Source organism: Citrobacter sp. Ce129, assembly GCF_030334545.1.
Classification (GTDB): domain Bacteria; phylum Pseudomonadota; class Gammaproteobacteria; order Enterobacterales; family Enterobacteriaceae; genus Citrobacter; species Citrobacter europaeus.
Genome location: NZ_JAOWDS010000056.1, coordinates 11,779 through 32,851 on the forward strand (window position 1 = coordinate 11,779; position 21,073 = coordinate 32,851).

Consider the following 21,073-nt stretch of genomic DNA (forward strand, 5'->3'; position numbering starts at 1 on the left):
CGAGCTTCTCTCTTGCTTCATCCGTCGTCTGACAAGCCATATCCTTACTTTTATCTGGAATGAGCTATGTCTGCCACTACTAAACCTTCACGCCGCGAACAGCGCGCTCAAGCCCAACATTTTATCGATACCCTGGAAGGGACCGCCTTTCCAAACTCAAAACGCATTTATATCACTGGTTCGCAGCCGGAGATCCGCATTCCGATGCGCGAAATTCAGCTCAGCCCGACGCTGATTGGCGGTAGCAAAGACAACCCGCAGTTCGAAGAGAACGAAGCCGTGCCGGTGTACGACACCTCCGGGCCGTATGGCGATCCTGACGTGGCGATAAACGTCCAGCAGGGTCTGGCAAAACTGCGCCAGCCGTGGATTGTCGCGCGTAACGATAGCGAAGAATTAGACGTCCGTAGTTCCGCTTATACCAAAGAACGTCTGGCCGATGATGGTCTGGACGAGCTACGTTTCACTGGCCTGCTGACGCCAAAGCGCGCCAAAGCCGGTAAGCGAGTCACCCAACTGCATTACGCGCGCCAGGGGATAGTCACCCCAGAGATGGAATTTATCGCCATCCGCGAAAACATGGGCCGCGAGCGCATTCGTAGTGAAGTGCTGCGCCACCAGCATCCGGGGATGAGCTTTGGCGCGCGCCTGCCGGAAAACATTACGCCGGAATTCGTACGTGATGAAGTCGCCGCGGGCCGCGCGATTATCCCTGCCAACATCAACCACCCGGAATCCGAGCCGATGATCATCGGTCGTAACTTCCTGGTGAAGGTTAACGCGAACATCGGCAACTCTGCCGTCACCTCCTCTATCGAAGAAGAGGTAGAAAAACTGGTGTGGTCAACGCGCTGGGGCGCAGACACAGTGATGGATCTCTCCACCGGCCGCTATATCCACGAAACCCGTGAGTGGATTTTGCGTAACAGTCCGGTACCGATCGGTACTGTACCGATCTACCAGGCGCTGGAGAAGGTCAACGGGATCGCCGAAGATCTCACCTGGGAAGCCTTCCGCGACACGCTGCTGGAGCAGGCTGAACAGGGCGTCGACTACTTCACCATTCACGCGGGCGTGCTGCTGCGCTACGTGCCAATGACCGCCAAACGCCTGACCGGCATTGTCTCACGCGGCGGTTCAATTATGGCGAAATGGTGCCTTTCTCATCACAAAGAGAACTTCCTGTTCGAACATTTCCGCGAGATTTGCGAAATCTGCGCCGCCTACGACGTCTCCTTGTCGCTGGGTGACGGCCTGCGCCCGGGTTCAATTCAGGATGCGAACGACGAAGCGCAGTTCTCCGAACTGCATACGCTGGGCGAGCTGACCAAAATCGCCTGGGAATACGACGTGCAGGTGATGATTGAAGGCCCGGGTCATGTACCCATGCATATGATCCAGCGCAACATGACCGAAGAGTTGGAGAGCTGCCACGAAGCACCGTTCTACACCTTAGGGCCATTGACCACTGACATCGCGCCGGGCTATGACCACTTCACTTCCGGGATCGGTGCGGCGATGATCGGCTGGTTTGGCTGCGCGATGCTATGCTACGTCACACCGAAAGAGCACCTCGGCCTGCCGAACAAAGAAGATGTGAAGCAAGGGCTGATTACCTACAAGATTGCCGCCCACGCCGCTGACTTAGCGAAAGGCCATCCGGGCGCGCAGATCCGCGATAACGCGATGTCGAAAGCGCGCTTCGAATTCCGCTGGGAAGACCAGTTTAACCTCGCGCTCGACCCGTTCACCGCCCGCGCCTACCACGATGAAACCCTGCCACAGGAGTCCGGCAAGGTTGCCCACTTCTGCTCCATGTGCGGACCGAAGTTCTGCTCGATGAAAATCAGCCAGGAGGTTCGCGACTACGCTGCGGCACAAACGATTGAAGTCGGCATGGCGGATATGTCGGAAAACTTCCGTGCCAAAGGCGGCGAAATCTACCTCAAAAAAGAGGAGGCGTAATGTACCAGCCTGATTTCCCAACCGTGCCGTTCCGCCTCGGGCTTTACCCAGTGGTGGACAGCGTGCAATGGATTGAACGCCTGCTGCAGGCAGGCGTGCGCACGATCCAACTGCGCATTAAAGATAAGCGTGATGAAGAGGTCGAAGCCGACGTCATGGCCGCCATTGAGCTGGGGCGTCGCTATGACGCCCGGCTGTTCATCAACGATTACTGGCGTCTGGCAATTAAGCACCGCGCTTACGGTGTGCATCTGGGCCAGGAAGATCTTGAAACCACCGACCTGAAAGCGATTCAAACGGCGGGACTACGCCTGGGGGTGTCCACTCACGATGATATGGAGATAGACGTCGCGCTCGCCGCTAAACCTTCTTATATCGCGCTGGGTCATGTCTTCCCCACGCAAACCAAGCAGATGCCTTCCGCCCCGCAGGGACTGACACAGTTGGCAAGTCATATTGAACGACTGGCGGATTACCCGACCGTCGCCATTGGCGGTATCAGCCTTGAGCGTGCCCCGGCAGTGCTGGCGACCGGTGTCGGGAGCATTGCCGTGGTCAGCGCGATTACTCAGGCGGCTGACTGGCGTGAAGCCACGGGCCAGCTACTGGATATCGCAGGAGTGGGCGATGAATGACCGCGACTTTATGCGCTACAGCCGCCAGATCCTGCTCGGCGATATCGCCATTGAAGGCCAACAAAAGCTGCTCGATAGCCATGTACTGATTATCGGTTTAGGTGGGTTAGGTTCGCCTGCCGCGCTGTATCTGGCGGGAGCAGGCATCGGCAAACTGACGCTGGTAGACGATGACGATATTCATCTGAGCAATCTGCAGCGCCAGATCCTGTTTACCACTGATGATATCGCGCGTTCAAAATCTCAGGTTGCCCAGCAGCGCCTGACGCGGCTCAACCCGGATATCGAACTGGTATCGCTCCAGCAGCGACTGAAAGGCGATGCGCTCCGGCATGCGGTAGCACGTGCCGATGTGGTGCTCGACTGTACCGATAACATGGCCACGCGCCAGGAAATTAATGCCGCCTGCGTAACGCTCAACACACCGCTCATCACCGCCAGCGCCGTCGGCTTTGGCGGCCAACTGATGGTGCTCACGCCACCGTGGGAACAAGGCTGTTATCGCTGCCTGTGGCCAGATGATGTAGAGCCTGAACGCAACTGCCGTACCGCCGGTATCGTCGGACCGGTTGTTGGCGTGATGGGCACCTTACAGGCGCTGGAAGCGATTAAATTACTCAGCGGTATTGAGACGCCCAGCGGAGAGCTACGCTTGTTTGACGGCAAAACCAGCCAGTGGCGCAGCCTCGCGCTACGACGTGCCAGCGGCTGCCCGGTATGCGGAGGGCAACATGCAGATTCAGTTCAATGATGAGCCGATGCAGTGCGCCGAAGGACAGACCGTCAGCAGCCTGCTCGCTACGCTTAATCAGCTTAAACCGGGCGCGGCGCTGGCGCTCAATCAGCAGATCCTGCCGCGCGAGCAGTGGGAGCAGCAAATCGTGCAGGAAGGCGACCAGATCCTGCTTTTTCAGGTTATTGCAGGGGGTTGATATGTTACGTATTGCCGACAAAACGTTTGATTCACATCTGTTCACCGGTACCGGAAAATTTGCGTCATCGCAGCTAATGGTCGAGGCGATTCGCGCCTCCGGCAGCCAACTGGTGACGCTGGCAATGAAGCGCGTGGATTTACGTCAGCACAACGACGCTATCCTGGCGCCGCTCATTGAAGCGGGCGTTACTCTGCTGCCCAATACATCCGGGGCGAAAACCGCTGAAGAGGCGATTTTTGCCGCCCAACTGGCGCGCGAAGCGCTGGGCACCCACTGGCTGAAATTAGAAATCCACCCGGACGCCCGCTGGCTATTGCCGGACCCGATCGAAACGTTGAAAGCCGCAGAAGCATTGGTGAAACAGGGCTTCGTGGTACTGCCTTACTGTGGCGCAGATCCGGTGCTGTGCAAACGGCTGGAAGAGGTTGGCTGTTCGGCGGTAATGCCGCTCGGCGCGCCCATCGGTTCTAATCAGGGGCTGGAAACCAAAGCGATGCTGGAGATTATTATCCAACAGGCGACCGTGCCGGTAGTGGTTGATGCGGGCATCGGCGTCCCCAGCCACGCCACGCAGGCGCTGGAAATGGGCGCCGATGCGGTGCTGGTCAATACGGCGATTGCCGTGGCGGATGACCCAGTGATGATGGCGACAGCGTTCCGTCTGGCGGTTGAAGCAGGCTTGCTGGCTCGCCAGGCGGTACCCGGAAGCAAAAGTTCACAAGCAAGCGCCACCAGCCCATTAACCGGATTCCTGGAGGCTTTCTCATGAAAACGTTCAGCGACCGCTGGCGACAGTTGGACTGGGACGACATCCGCCTGCGCATCAACGGTAAAACCGCCGCTGACGTGGAGCGCGCCCTCAACGCTTCACAGCTTAGCCGCGATGATTTGATGGCACTGCTTTCCCCCGCCGCTACCGATTATCTGGAGCCGCTGGCGCAGCGGGCGCAGAAGCTCACCCGTCAGCGTTTCGGCAACACCGTTAGTTTTTACGTCCCGCTCTATCTTTCTAATCTTTGCGCCAACGACTGCACCTACTGCGGTTTTTCGATGAGCAACCGTATCAAACGCAAAACGCTGGACGAAGATGAGATACAACGGGAGTGTGCGGCTATCCGTGATCTGGGTTTTGAGCATCTGCTGCTGGTCACCGGTGAACATCAGGCAAAAGTGGGGATGGATTATTTTCGTCACCATTTACCCGCTATTCGCCGCCAGTTTGCCTCATTACAGATGGAGGTACAGCCGTTGTCAGAAGCTGAATATGCGGAGCTGAAGACACTGGGGCTGGATGGCGTGATGGTGTATCAGGAGAGTTATCATGAAGCGATTTACGCCCACCACCATCTGAAGGGGAAAAAGCAGGATTTCTTCTGGCGACTGGAAACGCCGGATAGGCTGGGCCGCGCCGGGATCGACAAAATCGGTCTTGGCGCGTTAATTGGTTTGTCCGACAGCTGGCGTGTTGATTGCTATATGGTGGCTGAACATCTGTTGTGGATGCAGCAGCATTACTGGCAGAGCCGCTACTCCATCTCCTTCCCTCGCCTGCGCCCATGCACCGGAGGCGTTGAGCCAGCATCGATCATGGATGAGCGACAGTTGGTCCAGACCATTTGCGCGTTTCGTTTACTGGCACCAGAAATTGAGCTGTCGCTTTCTACCCGAGAATCGCCATGGTTTCGTGACCATGTGATCCCGCTGGCGATCAACAATGTCAGCGCCTTCTCAAAAACTCAGCCCGGTGGTTATGCCGATAACCATCCTGAACTGGAACAGTTCTCCCCACATGACGCTCGTCGCCCGGAAGCCGTTGCTGAAGCACTCATGGCGCAGGGATTACAGCCCGTGTGGAAAGACTGGGACAGCTATCTGGGACGCGCTGCCCAGATGCCCTAAGTCCAACGCTATTCAGGACGGATCCGCATAAACAAAAAAACCCGCTTTCGCGGGTTTTTTCTTCACTGGCACTTAACTGCTCAGGCTCTGGCCTTCATCGCTATCGTAAGCGTTCGTGAAATTATCGGCGTTTACAGCGCGACAACGTTAACAGCAGACGGGCCTTTGGCGCCATTCTCTACGGAGAACTCTACCTTTTGACCTTCGTCTAACGTTTTATAATCGTTACTCTGGATAGCAGAGAAATGCACAAACACGTCCTTGCTACCGTCCTGAGGAGTGATAAAGCCGAAGCCTTTCTCAGAGTTAAACCATTTTACTAAACCAGTCATTTTGTTAGACATAGATACTTCCTTTCATTTTTTTGAGCCGCTTACGCAGCGAAGATGGCCTGTTTTGCAGAAATTAACTTATGGGGCACTTAGGGAGGAGGCTCATGAAGAAGAGTATCTGAGGATAACGCTTGAACTGAGAACTGCTTTACTAAAACTGCTTGCATAAGGTCTGTGTTCCAAACCGATGCCGCTATAGTAGACCTACTTCTAATCATTAAGCAAGCATTAATTTTTTTAATACTCACTGAGTGATGAAATGTTAAACCATCGCGGCTGAGCATCCCGGATAACCGCTTGATCTACAATGAACAAAAGCCCCGACTATTGCAGTCAGGGCTTTAAGTTACTACACACTTCAGATTTAACATTAATAAACTTAACGATTTAATACTGCTGATGGTACTGCTTTAAAATGTACACGTTTACCACAGATAATATTGGATATTGATACTAACTAAAACCTTCCTCTATTTACCGTTAAACACATTCCACCCGCTTGATAATAGAACTCAAGGCTGGTGACCTAAACAAGTACACTTCCCCTCGCGACATATACTCTTTGATGCGTTGCCTTATTTCCCTTGCGATAACCAGAAAAACAGATATCGCAAAAATTTACTATTAAATCATGGCGTTACATCGTCGCGTTTAACTGACTTTTTGCGATTAGTTAAATCAACTACGTGGCCTGAAAGCATTGTCGAAGTGAAAAAATAGTGTTTTCAGCATCGACTATCCCATACAAAAATACTTCGTGGCCTTTATCGCAAACCCCAATAAAGCTCTACTAACACTTACTACGTTAACAGCAAACTACAATTTCTCCGCTGTTAAGTATTAACATACGGGTTTAAAAAATGCTGTCAATACTGTTTTTTATAACATGTCTTTATTGACAGTAATTATATATTCCCGCATGTGATAAGCGAGTCAAAAAGCCGACGGCACCGGTCCAGATCGTAGGGTTTTGCCTCTTTTTGTAACCGGTTTCAGAAAAAGTGGTTTTCTTTGTGATGCCTTGCACACAATCGTTGCAAAGCAGTTGTTGCTACAGCTGGCTCGCGATAATTATCAACCCACACATATTGCTCGAGACTGCTTATGAAAAACATCGTTTTATGCTGTGCCGCCGGAATGTCCACCAGTATGCTGGTGCAAAAGATGAAAGATGCCGCCCAGAAAAAAGGTGTCGACGTCACTATCAAAGCGGTCCCGGTGGCTGAATTTGCAGAGAATATCGCCACTGCGGATATCGTGTTGCTCGGTCCACAGGTTAAGTATGAGCAGGCCAAGCTGCAGGCGCTCGCCGATCCGCTAGGTAAAAAGGTCGCCGTCATCGATATGATGGATTACGGCATGATGAAAGGCGATGCTGTACTGGACAAAGCGCTGAAACTACTGGAGTGATGGCATGGAAGAGTTAGAAACGATCATCATGGAATTATTAGTTAACGCCGGCGCTGCGCGCAGTCAGGCCCTGACGGCGCTACAACTGGCGCGTAAAGGTGATTTCCCGGGTGCAGAACAAGCGATGACGGAATCACGCGAGTACGTTAAACAAGCGCATAAAATCCAGACCCAACTGATCGGAATTGACGAAGGTACCGGCAAGCTACCGGTTAATCTCATCACCGTCCATTCGCAGGATCACCTGATGAACGCGATGGTGATTCAGGATTTGGCGGGAGATATGATTGAGCTTTATCGGCGTTTACCGCCGGTAAATTAATGACATTGCCGGTTGGATTCGTCGCCTCCCAGGCCCGACAAGCACATCGCCATCAGGCATAACATAGACATAAAAAAACCCGCCGAAGCGGGTTTTTTATTAGGGTCAGCAACGATTAATCGTTGTCAGAACCGCCCAGGCCTGCATTCAGCAGTTCTGCCAGGCTGGCAGACGCATCTTCAGCAGTCACCTGCGGAGCAGCCGGCAGTTCGCCCGCTGCGCGACGGCGCATACGATCCTGGTGGTACGCATAACCGGTACCTGCCGGGATCAGACGACCCACGATTACGTTCTCTTTCAGACCGCGCAGTTCATCACGTTTACCTGCAACAGCGGCTTCGGTCAGGACACGCGTGGTTTCCTGGAACGATGCTGCAGAGATGAAGGACTCGGTTGCCAGAGACGCTTTGGTGATACCCAGCAGATCGCGGGAGAACGTTGCACCCACTTTGCCGTTCGCTTCCAGATCGCGGTTGGCAATCTTGACGCGGGAGTATTCAACCTGCTCGCCTTCCAGGAAGTCGGAGCTACCAGCGTTTTCGATGGTGGCTTTACGCAGCATCTGACGAACGATAACTTCGATGTGTTTATCGTTAATCTTAACGCCCTGCAGACGGTATACGTCCTGAACTTCGTTAACGATGTAACGAGTTACAGCATGCACACCACGCAGACGCAGGATGTCGTGCGGCGCTTCCGGACCGTCGGAAACAACGTCACCACGTTCTACACGTTCACCTTCGAACACGTTGAGCTGACGCCATTTCGGAATCATCTCTTCGTACGGTTCGCTACCGTCTACCGGGGTGATAACCAGACGACGTTTCCCTTTGGTTTCTTTACCGAAGGAAATGATGCCGCTGATTTCAGCCAGGATTGCCGGCTCTTTAGGACGACGTGCTTCGAACAGGTCCGCAACGCGCGGCAGACCACCGGTGATATCCTTGGTACCGCCTGATTCCTGCGGAACACGCGCCAGGGTGTCACCAGAGCTGATCTGTACGCCATCTTCCAGCTGAACAATTGCTTTACCCGGCAGGAAGTACTGAGCAGGCATATCGGTGCCAGGGATCAGAACGTCGTTGCCCTGAGCATCAACAATTTTCAGTGCCGGACGCAGGTCTTTACCACCCGCAGTACGCTCTGCAGAATCCAGAACCACCAGAGAAGACAGACCGGTCAGCTCGTCGGTCTGACGAGTAATGGTCTGGCCGTCGATCATGTCAGTGAAGCGGACGAAACCACTCACTTCGGTGATAACCGGCATGGTGTGCGGATCCCAGTTCGCTACGGTTTCGCCGCCAGCAACCTGTTCGCCATCACCTTTCGCCATAACGGAGCCGTAAGGCACTTTATAGCTTTCTTTGGTACGACCGAATTCGTCGATCAGTTTCAGTTCGGTGTTACGTGAGGTGATAACCAGTTTACCGCTGGAGTTCACAACCGACTTCGCATTGCTCAGACGGATGCTACCTTTGTTTTTCACCTGGATGCTGGATTCAGCAGCCGCACGAGATGCCGCACCACCGATGTGGAACGTACGCATCGTCAGCTGTGTACCCGGTTCACCGATGGACTGTGCCGCGATAACGCCGATTGCTTCACCTTTGTTGATGATGTGGCCACGCGCCAGGTCACGACCGTAGCAGTGCGCACATACACCAAAGTCGGTGTCACAGGATACAACGGAACGGACTTTAACGGAGTCAACGGAGTTCTCTTCCAGCAGGTCACACCACTGTTCATGCAGCAGCGTGTTGCGTGGAACCAGAATATCCGCGGTGCCCGGCTTCAGAACGTCTTCAGCAGTCACACGACCCAGTACGCGATCGCGCAGCGGCTCTTTAACGTCACCACCCTCGATAACCGGGGTCATGGTGATGCCTTCCAGAGTGCCACAATCGTCTTCAGTCACCACCAGATCCTGCGCGACGTCAACCAGACGACGAGTCAGATAACCGGAGTTCGCTGTTTTCAGTGCGGTATCCGCCAGACCTTTACGCGCACCGTGAGTAGAGATGAAGTACTGGAGTACGTTCAGACCTTCACGGAAGTTCGCGGTGATCGGCGTTTCGATGATGGAGCCATCTGGCTTCGCCATCAGACCACGCATACCGGCCAGCTGACGAATCTGTGCTGCGGAACCACGCGCACCGGAGTCGGCCATCATGTAGATGCTGTTGAAGGAAACCTGCTGCTCTTCTACGCCGTCACGGTTAATAACGGTTTCAGTTTGCAGGTTATCCATCATCGCTTTGGATACACGATCGTTCGCCGCAGCCCAGATATCGATAACTTTGTTATAGCGTTCGCCTGCGGTTACCAGACCAGACTGGAACTGCTCCTGGATCTCAGCAACTTCAGCTTCTGCTTCAGAGATGATCTCGTGTTTCTTCTCTGGGATGACCATGTCATCAATACCAACAGATGCACCTGAACGCGCTGCATAAGCAAAGCCGGTGTACATTGTCTGGTCAGCGAAGATAACGGTCGGCTTCAGGCCCAGAATGCGGTAACAGGTGTTCAGCATTTTGGAGATTGCTTTCTTGCCCAGCGCCTGGTTGACGATGGAGAAAGGCAGACCTTTCGGTACGATCATCCACAGAATGGCGCGACCAACGGTCGTGTCTTTCAGGCTGGTGTGCGCAACGAATTCGCCGTTTTCATCTTTTTCATATTCAGTGATACGCACTTTAACGCGCGCATGCAGAGAGGCCAGACCTGCGCGATAGATACGCTCAGCTTCTTTCGGGCCAGTCAGCACCATGCCTTCGCCTTTGGCGTTAACACAGTCACGGGTCATGTAGTACAGACCCAATACAACGTCCTGAGACGGAACGATGATAGGTTCGCCGTTCGCCGGAGACAGGATGTTGTTGGTAGACATCATCAGCGCACGCGCTTCGAGCTGGGCTTCCAGCGTCAGCGGTACGTGAACAGCCATCTGGTCACCATCGAAGTCGGCGTTATATGCCGCACAAACCAGCGGGTGCAGCTGGATAGCTTTACCTTCGATCAGTACTGGTTCAAATGCCTGGATACCCAGACGGTGCAGTGTTGGTGCACGGTTCAGCAGTACTGGGTGTTCGCGGATAACTTCGTCCAGGATATCCCAAACGACAGCTTCTTCACGCTCAACCATTTTCTTAGCGGCTTTGATGGTGGTGGCGAGGCCACGCAGTTCCAGCTTGCCGTAGATGAACGGTTTGAACAGTTCCAGTGCCATTTTCTTCGGCAGACCGCACTGATGCAGACGCAGGTATGGACCTACGGTGATTACAGAACGACCGGAGTAGTCAACACGCTTACCGAGCAGGTTCTGACGGAAACGACCCTGTTTACCTTTGATCATGTCGGCCAAAGATTTCAGAGGACGTTTGTTAGAACCGGTGATCGCACGACCGCGACGACCGTTATCCAGCAGGGCGTCAACCGCTTCCTGCAGCATACGTTTTTCGTTGCGTACGATGATGTCCGGCGCAGCCAGATCCAACAGACGTTTCAGACGGTTGTTACGGTTGATAACGCGACGATACAGATCGTTCAGATCCGATGTTGCGAAACGACCACCATCCAGCGGAACCAGCGGACGCAGATCTGGCGGCAGAACCGGCAGAACGGTCAGGATCATCCACTCTGGCTTGTTGCCAGACTGTACGAAGGCTTCCAGCAGTTTGATACGCTTGGTCAGCTTCTTACGCTTGGTTTCGGAGTTGGTTTCGTTCAGCTCTTCGCGCAGAGTTTCACACTCTTGCTCCAGATCCATGCTCTTCAGCAGGGCCTGAATGGCTTCCGCCCCCATCTTCGCGTCGAATTCGTCACCGAACTCTTCCAGCGCGTCCAGATACTGCTCTTCAGTCAGGATCTGTTGACGTTCCAGGTTAGTCATACCGCCTTCGATAACAACATAAGATTCGAAGTACAGTACACGTTCGATATCGCGCAGCGGCATATCGAGCAGCAAACCGATACGGGACGGCAGAGATTTCAGGAACCAGATGTGAGCGGTCGGAGACGCCAGCTCGATGTGGCCCATACGCTCACGGCGTACTTTGGTCTGGGTCACTTCAACGCCGCACTTCTCACAGATCACACCACGGTGTTTCAGGCGCTTGTACTTACCGCACAGGCACTCATAGTCTTTTACCGGCCCAAAGATACGGGCGCAGAAAAGGCCGTCACGTTCAGGTTTGAACGTACGGTAGTTGATGGTTTCCGGCTTCTTAACTTCACCGAAAGACCATGAACGGATCATGTCTGGCGAAGCCAGAGCAATTTTGATCGCATCAAACTCTTCGGTTTTAGTCTGCGCTTTCAGAAACTTTAATAAATCTTTCACGGATTTGCTCCCGTCGGAGTTAGCACAATCTGGCGCTGGCTGTTACGCCAGCACCAGTGACCTGTTTGATCGAGAGTTACTCGTCTTCCAGCTCGATGTTGATACCCAGCGAACGAATCTCTTTCAACAGTACGTTGAAGGATTCTGGCATGCCTGGTTCCATCTGATGGTTGCCGTCCACGATGTTTTTATACATCTTAGTACGACCGTTCACGTCATCAGACTTAACGGTGAGCATTTCCTGCAGGGTGTATGCCGCGCCGTATGCTTCAAGCGCCCATACTTCCATCTCCCCGAAGCGCTGACCACCGAACTGCGCCTTACCACCCAGCGGCTGCTGAGTAACCAGGCTGTAAGAACCGGTAGAACGCGCATGCATCTTGTCATCAACCAGGTGGTTCAGTTTCAGCATGTACATGTAGCCAACGGTAACCTGGCGCTCGAACTGCTCACCGGTACGACCGTCGAACAGTGTGATCTGACCGGAAGTCGGCAGGCCACCCAGCTGTAACAGTTCCTTGATTTCAGACTCTTTCGCACCGTCGAATACCGGCGTTGCGATCGGCATACCTTTTTTCAGGTTTTCAGCCAGACGCAGAACTTCTTCATCGCTGAAGGTATTCAGGTCAACTTTCTGACGAACATCTGAACCCAGATCGTAAGCACGCTGGATGAATTCGCGCAGTTTCGCGACTTCTTGCTGCTGTTTCAGCATGGCGTTGATCTTATCGCCGATACCTTTAGCAGCCATACCCAGGTGGGTTTCAAGGATCTGACCGATGTTCATACGCGATGGTACGCCCAGCGGGTTCAGAACGATATCTACCGGCGTACCGTTAGCATCGTGTGGCATATCTTCGATCGGGTTGATCTTAGAGATTACACCCTTGTTACCGTGACGACCTGCCATCTTATCACCAGGCTGGATCCGACGTTTAACCGCCAGATAAACCTTAACAATCTTCAGCACGCCCGGTGCCAGATCGTCGCCCTGAGTGATTTTACGGCGTTTCGCTTCGAGTTTTTTCTCGAACTCGTGTTTCAGTTCGTCGTACTGTTCAGCCAGTTGTTCCAGCTGATTCTGTTTCTCTTCGTCGGTCAGGCCGAGTTCTAACCAGCGGTCACGCGGCAGTTTGTCGAGCTTCTCAGCTTCAACACCACCGGAAACCAGCACAGCGTAGATACGGCTGAACAGGCCAGCTTCGAGGATCTGCAGTTCTTCAGACAGGTCTTTTTTCGCCTGCTTCAGCTGCATCTCTTCGATTTCCAGCGCACGTTTGTCTTTTTCTACGCCATCGCGAGTAAAGACCTGAACGTCGATAATCGTACCGGAAACACCGTTTGGCACGCGCAGAGAAGAGTCTTTAACGTCAGACGCTTTCTCACCGAAGATCGCACGCAGCAGCTTCTCTTCTGGCGTCAGCTGGGTTTCACCTTTCGGCGTTACCTTACCAACCAGAATGTCGCCACCGGTCACTTCCGCACCGATATAAACGATACCGGATTCATCCAGTTTGGAGAGCGCAGCTTCACCCACGTTCGGGATGTCAGCGGTGATCTCTTCTGGCCCCAGCTTGGTGTCACGGGACACACATGCCAGTTCCTGAATGTGGATGGTGGTGAAACGGTCTTCCTGGACAACACGCTCGGATACGAGGATGGAGTCTTCGAAGTTGTAACCATTCCATGGCATGAATGCCACGCGCATGTTCTGACCCAGCGCCAGTTCACCAAGGTCGGTGGACGGACCGTCAGCCAGCACATCACCACGTTCAACCGGCTCGCCCAGAGATACGCAAGGCATCTGGTTGATACAGGTGTTCTGGTTAGAACGGGTGTATTTGGTCAGGTTATAAATGTCGATACCTGCTTCGCCCGGGTACATCTCGTCTTCGTTAACTTTGATAACGATACGGGAAGCATCCACGTACTGAACAGTACCGCCACGTTTAGCAACTGCAGTAACACCGGAGTCAACGGCAACAGCACGTTCCATACCGGTACCAACCAGCGGCTTATCAGCACGCAGAGTCGGAACCGCCTGACGTTGCATGTTCGCACCCATCAATGCACGGTTGGCGTCATCGTGTTCCAGGAACGGGATCAGGGACGCACCGACGGATACCACCTGCTGGGTGGATACGTCCATGTAGTCAACCTGGTCGCGGCTGAACAAGCTGGATTCGCCTTTGCTACGGCAGGTAACCAAATCTTCTACAAAGTGGCCTTCGTCATCCAGGTTGGAGTTCGCCTGAGCGATAACGTAGTTGCCTTCTTCGATAGCAGACAGGTAATGAATTTCGTCAGTTACAACACCGTCGGTCACTTTACGGTACGGAGTCTCGAGGAAGCCGTATTCGTTAGTCTGTGCGTACACGGACAGGGAGTTGATCAGACCGATGTTCGGACCTTCAGGCGTTTCGATTGGACATACGCGACCGTAGTGAGTCGGGTGTACGTCTCGAACTTCGAAGCCTGCGCGCTCACGGGTCAGACCGCCCGGGCCGAGTGCAGAGATACGACGTTTGTGCGTAATCTCAGACAGCGGGTTGTTCTGGTCCATAAACTGAGACAGCTGGCTGGAACCAAAGAACTCTTTCACTGCTGCAGAAATCGGCTTGGCGTTGATCATATCCTGAGGCATCAGGGTATCCAGATCGCCCAGAGACAGACGCTCTTTCACCGCACGCTCAACACGTACCAGGCCAACGCGGAACTGGTTTTCCGCCATTTCGCCTACGGAACGGATACGACGGTTGCCGAGGTGGTCGATATCATCGACTTCGCCCTTACCGTTACGGATATCGATGAGCTTCTTCATCACTTCGATGATGTCGTCTTTGCTCAGGATACCGGAACCTTCGATTTCGTCGCGCAGCAGAGAACGGTTGAACTTCATACGACCAACCGCAGACAGGTCATAGCGGTCTTCGGAGAAGAACAGGTTCTCGAACAGGCTTTCAGCAGCTTCACGAGTCGGCGGCTCACCAGGGCGCATCATGCGGTAGATTTCTACCAGCGCGCTCAGACGATCGTTGGTTGGGTCGACGCGTACAGTTTCTGAAATGTACGGACCGTGGTCCAGATCGTTAGTGAACAGCGTTTCGATACGCTTGTGACCAGACTGGCTCAGCTTAGCCAGCAGATCCAGGCTCAGCTCCATGTTAGCTGCGCAGATCAGCTCGCCGGTAGATTCGTCAACGTAGTCTTTAGCCGCAACTTTGCCAGCAATGTATTCAACCGGAACTTCGATATGTTTGATATCGTCTTTTTCCAGTTGGCGAATGTGGCGCGCAGTGATGCGACGGCCTTTTTCGACGTAGACTTTGCCGTTAGCTTCAATGTCAAAGGAGGCGGTTTCACCACGCAGGCGTTCCGGCACCAGTTCCATCTGCAGCTTGTTGTCACGAATTTCGAAAACAACTTTCTCAAAGAACAGGTCAAGGATCTGCTCAGTGGTGTAGTTCAGCGCACGCAGAATAATGGTCGCAGGCAGTTTGCGGCGACGGTCAATACGTACGAACAGGTTGTCCTTCGGATCGAATTCGAAGTCCAGCCAGGAACCACGGTAAGGAATGATGCGCGCGTTATACAGCACTTTACCCGAAGAGTGGGTTTTACCTTTGTCGGAGTCAAAGAAGACGCCAGGACTACGGTGCAGCTGAGAAACGATAACACGCTCAGTACCGTTGATAACAAAGGTACCGTTGTCGGTCATGAGCGGAATTTCACCCATGTAGACTTCTTGTTCTTTAATGTCTTTTACGGTGCCTTCCGGCGCTTCGCGCTCGTAGATCACCAGACGCAGTTTTACGCGCAGCGGTGCGGAATAGGTCACGCCACGGATCTGACATTCCTGAACGTCAAACACCGGTTCGCCAAGACGGTAGCTGACGTATTGCAGCTCGGAATTACCGCTGTAGCTCTGAATCGGGAAAACGGAACGGAAAGCTGCTTCCAGACCATACTGCCCTTCAGGATCTTGCTCGATGAACTTCTGAAACGAGTCAAGCTGGATAGAAAGGAGATAAGGTATGTCCAACACTTGTGGACGTTTACCAAAATCCTTACGAATACGTTTTTTCTCGGTATAGGAGTAAACCATTAGGGTTCCTCAGCTCGCTGACAAGTCGACCCATCTGTCCGACGAAGGGACAGTTTGTGCAACACTATTTTGTTGACCGGAAAATCGAATACTTTCCGCAATGCCTGTTGCTATCACGCTTAAACCATTTCATTGCGATTTACACAGAACTGACGCTCTGTCGCAGTATATTAAGACGTCGATAGAAACAAGCATTGAAAGGCACAGCAGTAGTCAAACAGTGTGAAATGCTACTGGCGCCTTACAGCGCAAAAAGGCTGGTGACTAAAAAGTCACCAGCCATCAGCCTAATTTCTTAGGCTGCAACCAGAAAAGTTGGCTTATTTAACTTCAACTTCAGCGCCAGCTTCTTCCAGAGATTTTTTCAGTGCTTCTGCGTCGTCTTTGCTCACGCCTTCTTTCAGCGCAGCCGGTGCAGATTCTACCAGGTCTTTAGCTTCTTTCAGACCCAGGCCAGTTGCGCCACGTACTGCTTTGATAACAGCAACTTTGTTAGCGCCAGCAGCTTTCAGAATTACGTCGAATTCAGTTTTTTCTTCAGCAGCTTCAGCCGGGCCTGCAGCTACAGCTACAGCAGCAGCAGCAGAAACACCGAATTTTTCTTCCATTGCAGAAATCAGTTCTACAACGTCCATTACGGACATAGCGGATACTGCTTCAATGATTTGATCTTTAGTGATAGACATTTAAATTGTTCCTGAAAATCAGAATAAGTTTATACGTAAGCAGATGCTTGAGAAAGATAACTGCGATTAAGCAGCTTCTTTCGCATCGCGTACAGCAGCCAGAGTACGAACCAGTTTGCCAGCCGAAGCTTCTTTCATGGTTGCCATCAGGCGTGCAATTGCTTCTTCGTAGGTCGGCAGAGTTGCCAGGCGATCGATATTCGATGCCGTAATCAACTCACCTTCAAAGGCTGCGGCTTTGACCTCAAATTTTGCATTCGCTTTCGCGAACTCTTTGAACAGACGAGCAGCAGCGCCCGGGTGTTCCATAGAGTATGCAATCAGGGTCGGACCAACAAACGTGTCTTTCAGGCACTCGAACTGAGTACCTTCAACGACGCGGCGCAGCAGGGTGTTACGAACAACACGCATGTATACGCCAGCTTCACGACCTGCTTTACGCAGTTCAGTCATTTTATCTACAGTTACGCCACGGGAATCCGCAACTACTGCAGACAGCGCGCCTTTGGCTACTTCGCTGACTTCAGCAACAATCGCTTGTTTGTCTTGAAGATTTAAAGCCATTAGCTTTGCTCCTGGATGTTTGCCGGAACTCATGTTCCGGAACTCACTTCACTCCCCCCAACGGAGAGAGCGTCTAAATACGGTGAGCAGAAACAAGCCAGAGTATCAGAAATAATCTTAGCGTTCTGTCACCGTCTACGCAGGGCATTAAGTTTCTTACGAAACACCTGCGGTCTTCGACGGAGGCCTGGATAGGCCAGGCTCCAACGAACAAATCTTGTCTATCTGTCGCTATTCAATTTGTGCCGGCGTTGACTGCCTTCGTTCACACCAGTCACATAGTTGACTATGGTCCTGGCGATTCACTCAGTTGTCGCCTTGCCACAGCCTGAATATCTCGGATATACGTCTGCAATTAGCAGAAACGTGGGGGTAAGATTGTAGACAAAATCACCGCCCACGTAAAGGCGAATATTAGTTCGCCACAGTCGCAGTCAGACCGGACTGATCAACGGCAACACCAGCACCCATGGTGGTGGAGATGCTAACTTTCTTGATGTACACGCCTTTTGCCTGAGTCGGTTTTGCTTTTTTCAGCGCAACCAGCAGAGCTTCCAGGTTTTCTTTCAGTTTGTCAGCGTCAAAATCCACTTTACCGATGGTGGTGTGGATGATGCCGTTTTTGTCGTTACGGTAACGAACCTGACCAGCTTTAGCGTTCTTAACAGCTTCAGCAACGTTAGGAGTTACAGTACCAACTTTCGGGTTTGGCATCAGGCCGCGCGGACCCAGAACCTGACCCAGCTGGCCAACAACGCGCATTGCATCCGGGGAAGCAATAACAACGTCAAAGTTCATTTCGCCTTTCTTGATCTGTTCAGCCAGATCTTCCATACCTACCAGCTCAGCGCCTGCAGCTTTAGCAGCTTCAGCGTTTGCGCCCTGGGTAAATACGGCTACGCGAACGGAACGGCCAGTACCGTGCGGCAGTACAGTTGCACCACGTACGTTCTGGTCAGATTTACGAGCGTCGATGCCGAGGTTAACAGCAACGTCCACGCTTTCTACGAATTTAGCAGTGGCCAGCTCTTTCAGCAGAGCGATAGCTTCGTTGATGTCGTACTGCTTAGTAGCATCAACTTTGTCACGGATCACGGACATGCGCTTGGTCAGTTTAGCCATTTCTTAGTCCTCCACTACCAGGCCCATGGAACGTGCAGTACCTTCAATGGAGCGAGTCATCGCTTCAATGTCGGAACCAGTCATGTCGGCAGCTTTGGTCTGCGCGATTTCCTGCAGCTGAGCGCGGGAAATTTTACCCACTTTGTCTTTGTTCGGCTTGCCGGAACCAGACTTGATACCAGCCGCTTTCTTCAGCAGAACTGCTGCCGGAGGCGTTTTGGTAACGAAAGTGAAAGAACGGTCAGCGTAAACGGTGATAACAACCGGGATCGGCAGACCTTTTTCCATGGAATCAGTTTTAGCGTTGAACGCTTTGCAGAATTCCATGATGTTCACGCCTTGTTGACCCAGTGCTGGACCTACCGGCGGACTCGGGTTAGCCATACCAGCTGCAACCTGCAGCTTGACATAGGCTTGGACTTTCTTAGCCATTCTAAATTCCTCTGATTGGGTTATAGCGCCTCAAGGAGGCTCCCCGTGATTAAATTCGTTTTACGGATAGGATCCATAAAAACAAAAGGCGCGAAATTGTATTCCAATCTCGCGCCTTGTGCAACGATTAAATCGTCGCTTTTTTGATCGGCGTATTAGGCTTTTTCAACCTGAGCGAAGTCCAGTTCAACCGGAGTCGCACGACCGAAGATAGATACGGAAACTTTCAGACGAGACTTCTCGTAGTCCACTTCTTCAACCACGCCATTAAAGTCGGCGAACGGACCGTCGCTAACACGAACCATTTCACCTGGCTCAAACATCGTTTTCGGACGCGGCTTATCGCCAACCTGCTGCAGACGGTTCATGATCGCATCAACTTCTTTGTCGCTGATCGGCGCCGGACGGTCAGAAGTACCGCCGATAAAGCCCATCACACGCGGCACGCTGCGCACCAGGTGCCAGCTTGCGTCATTCATCACCATCTGGACCAGTACATAGCCCGGGAAGAATTTACGTTCGCTCTTGCGACGCTGGCCACCACGGATTTCGACCACTTCTTCAGTCGGAACCATGACTTCGCCAAACAGCTCTTCCATATTTTGTAACTTGATATATTCGCGCAGCGACGTGGCTACGCGGCCTTCAAAACCGGAAAACGCCTGAACGACGTACCAGCGCTTTTTAGGGGCTTCAGACATCTTAGAACCTCAGGCCAGTGATAAAGGATACCAGGCGAACCAGAATACCATCCAGTCCCCACAGGATCAGTGACATTACTGCGGTAACCGCAGCCACAATTAATGTGGTGTGCAATGTTTCCTGGCGAGTTGGCCAAATGACCTTACGGACTTCGGTTCTCGCTTCACGGGCAAAAGCAACGGTCGCTTTACCTTTTGTTGTCAACAGCGCGACACCACCCGCTGCGGCAATCAGAATCACTACGGCCAGCGCACGCAGCGGCAGCATCATGTCACGATAGAGGTAGTTGCCAACGATAGCTACAAGCAGCAATACAGCGACAACAACCCACTTCATCGCTTCCAGGCCGCGCCCGCTTCCTTGAGCTTCGGTATTCGCACTCATAAACCAACCTGTCAGAAGTATTCTACAAACATTTTCACCCCGCGTAAGCGAGGCAATCCAAACCGAAATGCTCTGGTGCGTTTCGGACTAAACGCCCTCTTCAGAGCCTGTCTCAGCAATGATTATGACAAAAAAAATCACTGATGAGCCAGGTTCTGGTGTGAAAGCGTGCAAAAAGGGCATCAAATGATGCCCTTTTATTGCGCATTGCGTCAAATGTTATTCGGCAATTAGCTCATTACTTTGGCAACAACGCCCGCACCAACAGTACGGCCGCCTTCACGGATTGCGAAACGCAGACCGTCGTCCATCGCGATTGGGTGGATCAGGGTAACAACCATTTTGATGTTGTCGCCCGGCATTACCATCTCAACGCCTTCCGGCAGTTCGATGGTACCAGTCACGTCAGTAGTACGGAAGTAGAACTGCGGACGGTAGCCTTTGAAGAACGGAGTATGACGGCCGCCTTCGTCTTTGGACAGAATGTACACTTCAGATTCGAACTTGGTGTGCGGCTTGATAGAGCCCGGCTTAGCCAGTACCTGACCACGTTCGATTTCTTCACGTTTGATACCACGCAGCAGAACACCAACGTTCTCACCAGCACGGCCTTCGTCCAGCAGTTTGCGGAACATTTCAACGCCGGTACAAGTAGACTTAGCAGTGTCCTTGATACCAACGATTTCAACTTCCTCACCAACTTTGATGATACCGCGCTCTACACGACCGGTAACAACGGTACCACGACCGGAGATGGAGAATACGTCTTCGATAGGCAGCAGGAACGGCTTGTCAATCGCACGCTCTGGTTCTGGGATGTAAGAATCCAGGAAGCCAGCCAGTTCGATGATTTTCGCTTCCCACTCTGCGTCGCCTTCCAGCGCTTTCAGAGCAGAACCACGAACGATCGGCGTGTCGTCGCCCGGGAAATCGTACTGAGACAGAAGTTCACGAACTTCCATTTCTACCAGTTCCAGCAGCTCTTCGTCATCAACCATGTCGCATTTGTTCAGGAACACGATGATGTACGGAACGCCTACCTGACGACCCAGCAGGATGTGCTCACGAGTCTGCGGCATCGGGCCGTCAGTCGCAGCAACAACCAGGATCGCGCCGTCCATCTGCGCAGCACCGGTGATCATGTTTTTAACATAGTCGGCGTGGCCCGGGCAGTCTACGTGTGCGTAGTGGCGAGTCGGGGTGTCATATTCAACGTGAGAAGTGTTGATGGTGATACCACG

The 21,073-nt window shown here is 52.7% G+C and carries 18 protein-coding genes; 8 read left to right on the forward strand and 10 right to left on the reverse strand.

Translation table 11 applies throughout. From position 1 onward, the window contains the following. Window positions 1-66: 66 nt before the first annotated feature. The 6 genes from thiC to thiH are packed head-to-tail and all read left to right on the forward strand — an operon-like array spanning window position 67 to window position 5,434. Window positions 67-1,965, forward strand: a complete 1,899-nt coding sequence (gene thiC / locus OGV77_RS06790) for a phosphomethylpyrimidine synthase ThiC (RefSeq protein ID WP_087050388.1) — start codon at window positions 67-69, stop codon at window positions 1,963-1,965. Continuing rightward, window positions 1,965-2,600, forward strand: coding sequence for a thiamine phosphate synthase (gene thiE / locus OGV77_RS06795; protein ID WP_080625875.1), 636 nt, complete (start codon window positions 1,965-1,967; stop codon window positions 2,598-2,600). Before thiC ends, thiE begins: the two co-directional genes overlap by 1 nt. Further along, the gene (locus OGV77_RS06800) at window positions 2,593-3,351 is read left to right on the forward strand and encodes a HesA/MoeB/ThiF family protein (protein ID WP_075145379.1); all 759 of its coding nucleotides are present in this window, start codon (window positions 2,593-2,595) and stop codon (window positions 3,349-3,351) included. The genes thiE and OGV77_RS06800 overlap by 8 nt, the downstream gene beginning before the upstream one ends. Further along, on the forward strand, window positions 3,332-3,532 hold the full coding sequence (gene thiS / locus OGV77_RS06805) for a sulfur carrier protein ThiS (protein ID WP_001583973.1): 201 nt from the start codon (window positions 3,332-3,334) through the stop codon (window positions 3,530-3,532). The genes OGV77_RS06800 and thiS overlap by 20 nt, the downstream gene beginning before the upstream one ends. A gap of 1 nt (window position 3,533) precedes the next feature. Further along, on the forward strand, window positions 3,534-4,304 hold the full coding sequence (thiG, locus tag OGV77_RS06810; protein WP_087050389.1) for a thiazole synthase: 771 nt from the start codon (window positions 3,534-3,536) through the stop codon (window positions 4,302-4,304). Further along, window positions 4,301-5,434, forward strand: a complete 1,134-nt coding sequence (gene thiH / locus OGV77_RS06815) for a 2-iminoacetate synthase ThiH (RefSeq protein WP_087050390.1) — start codon at window positions 4,301-4,303, stop codon at window positions 5,432-5,434. The genes thiG and thiH overlap by 4 nt, the downstream gene beginning before the upstream one ends. A gap of 131 nt (window positions 5,435-5,565) precedes the next feature. On the opposite strand, the gene cspE is transcribed toward thiH, so the two are convergent. Beyond that, the gene (cspE, locus tag OGV77_RS06820; RefSeq protein WP_043018020.1) at window positions 5,566-5,778 is read right to left on the reverse strand and encodes a transcription antiterminator/RNA stability regulator CspE; all 213 of its coding nucleotides are present in this window, start codon (window positions 5,776-5,778) and stop codon (window positions 5,566-5,568) included. A 1,092-nt stretch (window positions 5,779-6,870) separates the two neighbouring features. Here cspE and OGV77_RS06825 point away from each other — a divergent pair. Continuing rightward, window positions 6,871-7,176 (forward strand): PTS sugar transporter subunit IIB, encoded by a 306-nt coding sequence (locus OGV77_RS06825; RefSeq protein WP_043018019.1) that lies wholly within the window; start codon window positions 6,871-6,873, stop codon window positions 7,174-7,176. 4 nt (window positions 7,177-7,180) lie between these two features. After that, on the forward strand, window positions 7,181-7,498 hold the full coding sequence (locus OGV77_RS06830; protein ID WP_043018018.1) for a PTS lactose/cellobiose transporter subunit IIA: 318 nt from the start codon (window positions 7,181-7,183) through the stop codon (window positions 7,496-7,498). A 115-nt stretch (window positions 7,499-7,613) separates the two neighbouring features. Here the strand turns inward: OGV77_RS06830 and rpoC are convergent, their stop codons facing one another. The 9 genes from rpoC to tuf all read right to left on the reverse strand — a co-directional run. Beyond that, window positions 7,614-11,837 carry a DNA-directed RNA polymerase subunit beta' gene (rpoC, locus tag OGV77_RS06835; RefSeq protein ID WP_043018017.1) on the reverse strand — a complete coding sequence of 1,408 codons (4,224 nt, stop codon included), beginning with the start codon at window positions 11,835-11,837 and terminating at the stop codon, window positions 7,614-7,616. A 76-nt stretch (window positions 11,838-11,913) separates the two neighbouring features. Then, complete coding sequence (rpoB, locus tag OGV77_RS06840) at window positions 11,914-15,942, reverse strand: DNA-directed RNA polymerase subunit beta (protein WP_003033111.1); 4,029 nt, start codon at window positions 15,940-15,942, stop codon at window positions 11,914-11,916. A 320-nt stretch (window positions 15,943-16,262) separates the two neighbouring features. Beyond that, window positions 16,263-16,628 carry a 50S ribosomal protein L7/L12 gene (gene rplL, locus OGV77_RS06845; RefSeq protein ID WP_000028882.1) on the reverse strand — a complete coding sequence of 122 codons (366 nt, stop codon included), beginning with the start codon at window positions 16,626-16,628 and terminating at the stop codon, window positions 16,263-16,265. A 66-nt stretch (window positions 16,629-16,694) separates the two neighbouring features. Beyond that, window positions 16,695-17,192 carry a 50S ribosomal protein L10 gene (rplJ, locus tag OGV77_RS06850; protein ID WP_005132895.1) on the reverse strand — a complete coding sequence of 166 codons (498 nt, stop codon included), beginning with the start codon at window positions 17,190-17,192 and terminating at the stop codon, window positions 16,695-16,697. A gap of 414 nt (window positions 17,193-17,606) precedes the next feature. Next, window positions 17,607-18,314, reverse strand: coding sequence for a 50S ribosomal protein L1 (rplA, locus tag OGV77_RS06855; RefSeq protein ID WP_016155300.1), 708 nt, complete (start codon window positions 18,312-18,314; stop codon window positions 17,607-17,609). A gap of 3 nt (window positions 18,315-18,317) precedes the next feature. Then, window positions 18,318-18,746 carry a 50S ribosomal protein L11 gene (rplK, locus tag OGV77_RS06860; protein ID WP_003033122.1) on the reverse strand — a complete coding sequence of 143 codons (429 nt, stop codon included), beginning with the start codon at window positions 18,744-18,746 and terminating at the stop codon, window positions 18,318-18,320. Between the two features lie 155 nt (window positions 18,747-18,901). Continuing rightward, window positions 18,902-19,447, reverse strand: a complete 546-nt coding sequence (nusG, locus tag OGV77_RS06865; protein ID WP_003033125.1) for a transcription termination/antitermination protein NusG — start codon at window positions 19,445-19,447, stop codon at window positions 18,902-18,904. A gap of 1 nt (window position 19,448) precedes the next feature. Next, window positions 19,449-19,832: a preprotein translocase subunit SecE gene (gene secE / locus OGV77_RS06870; protein ID WP_003033128.1), complete on the reverse strand. Its 384-nt coding sequence runs from the start codon at window positions 19,830-19,832 to the stop codon at window positions 19,449-19,451. Window positions 19,833-20,062: 230 nt separating this feature from the next. Continuing rightward, window positions 20,063-21,073, reverse strand: a 1,011-nt coding sequence (tuf, locus tag OGV77_RS06875) for an elongation factor Tu (protein WP_286502630.1), incomplete at its 5' end; no start/stop codon positions are given.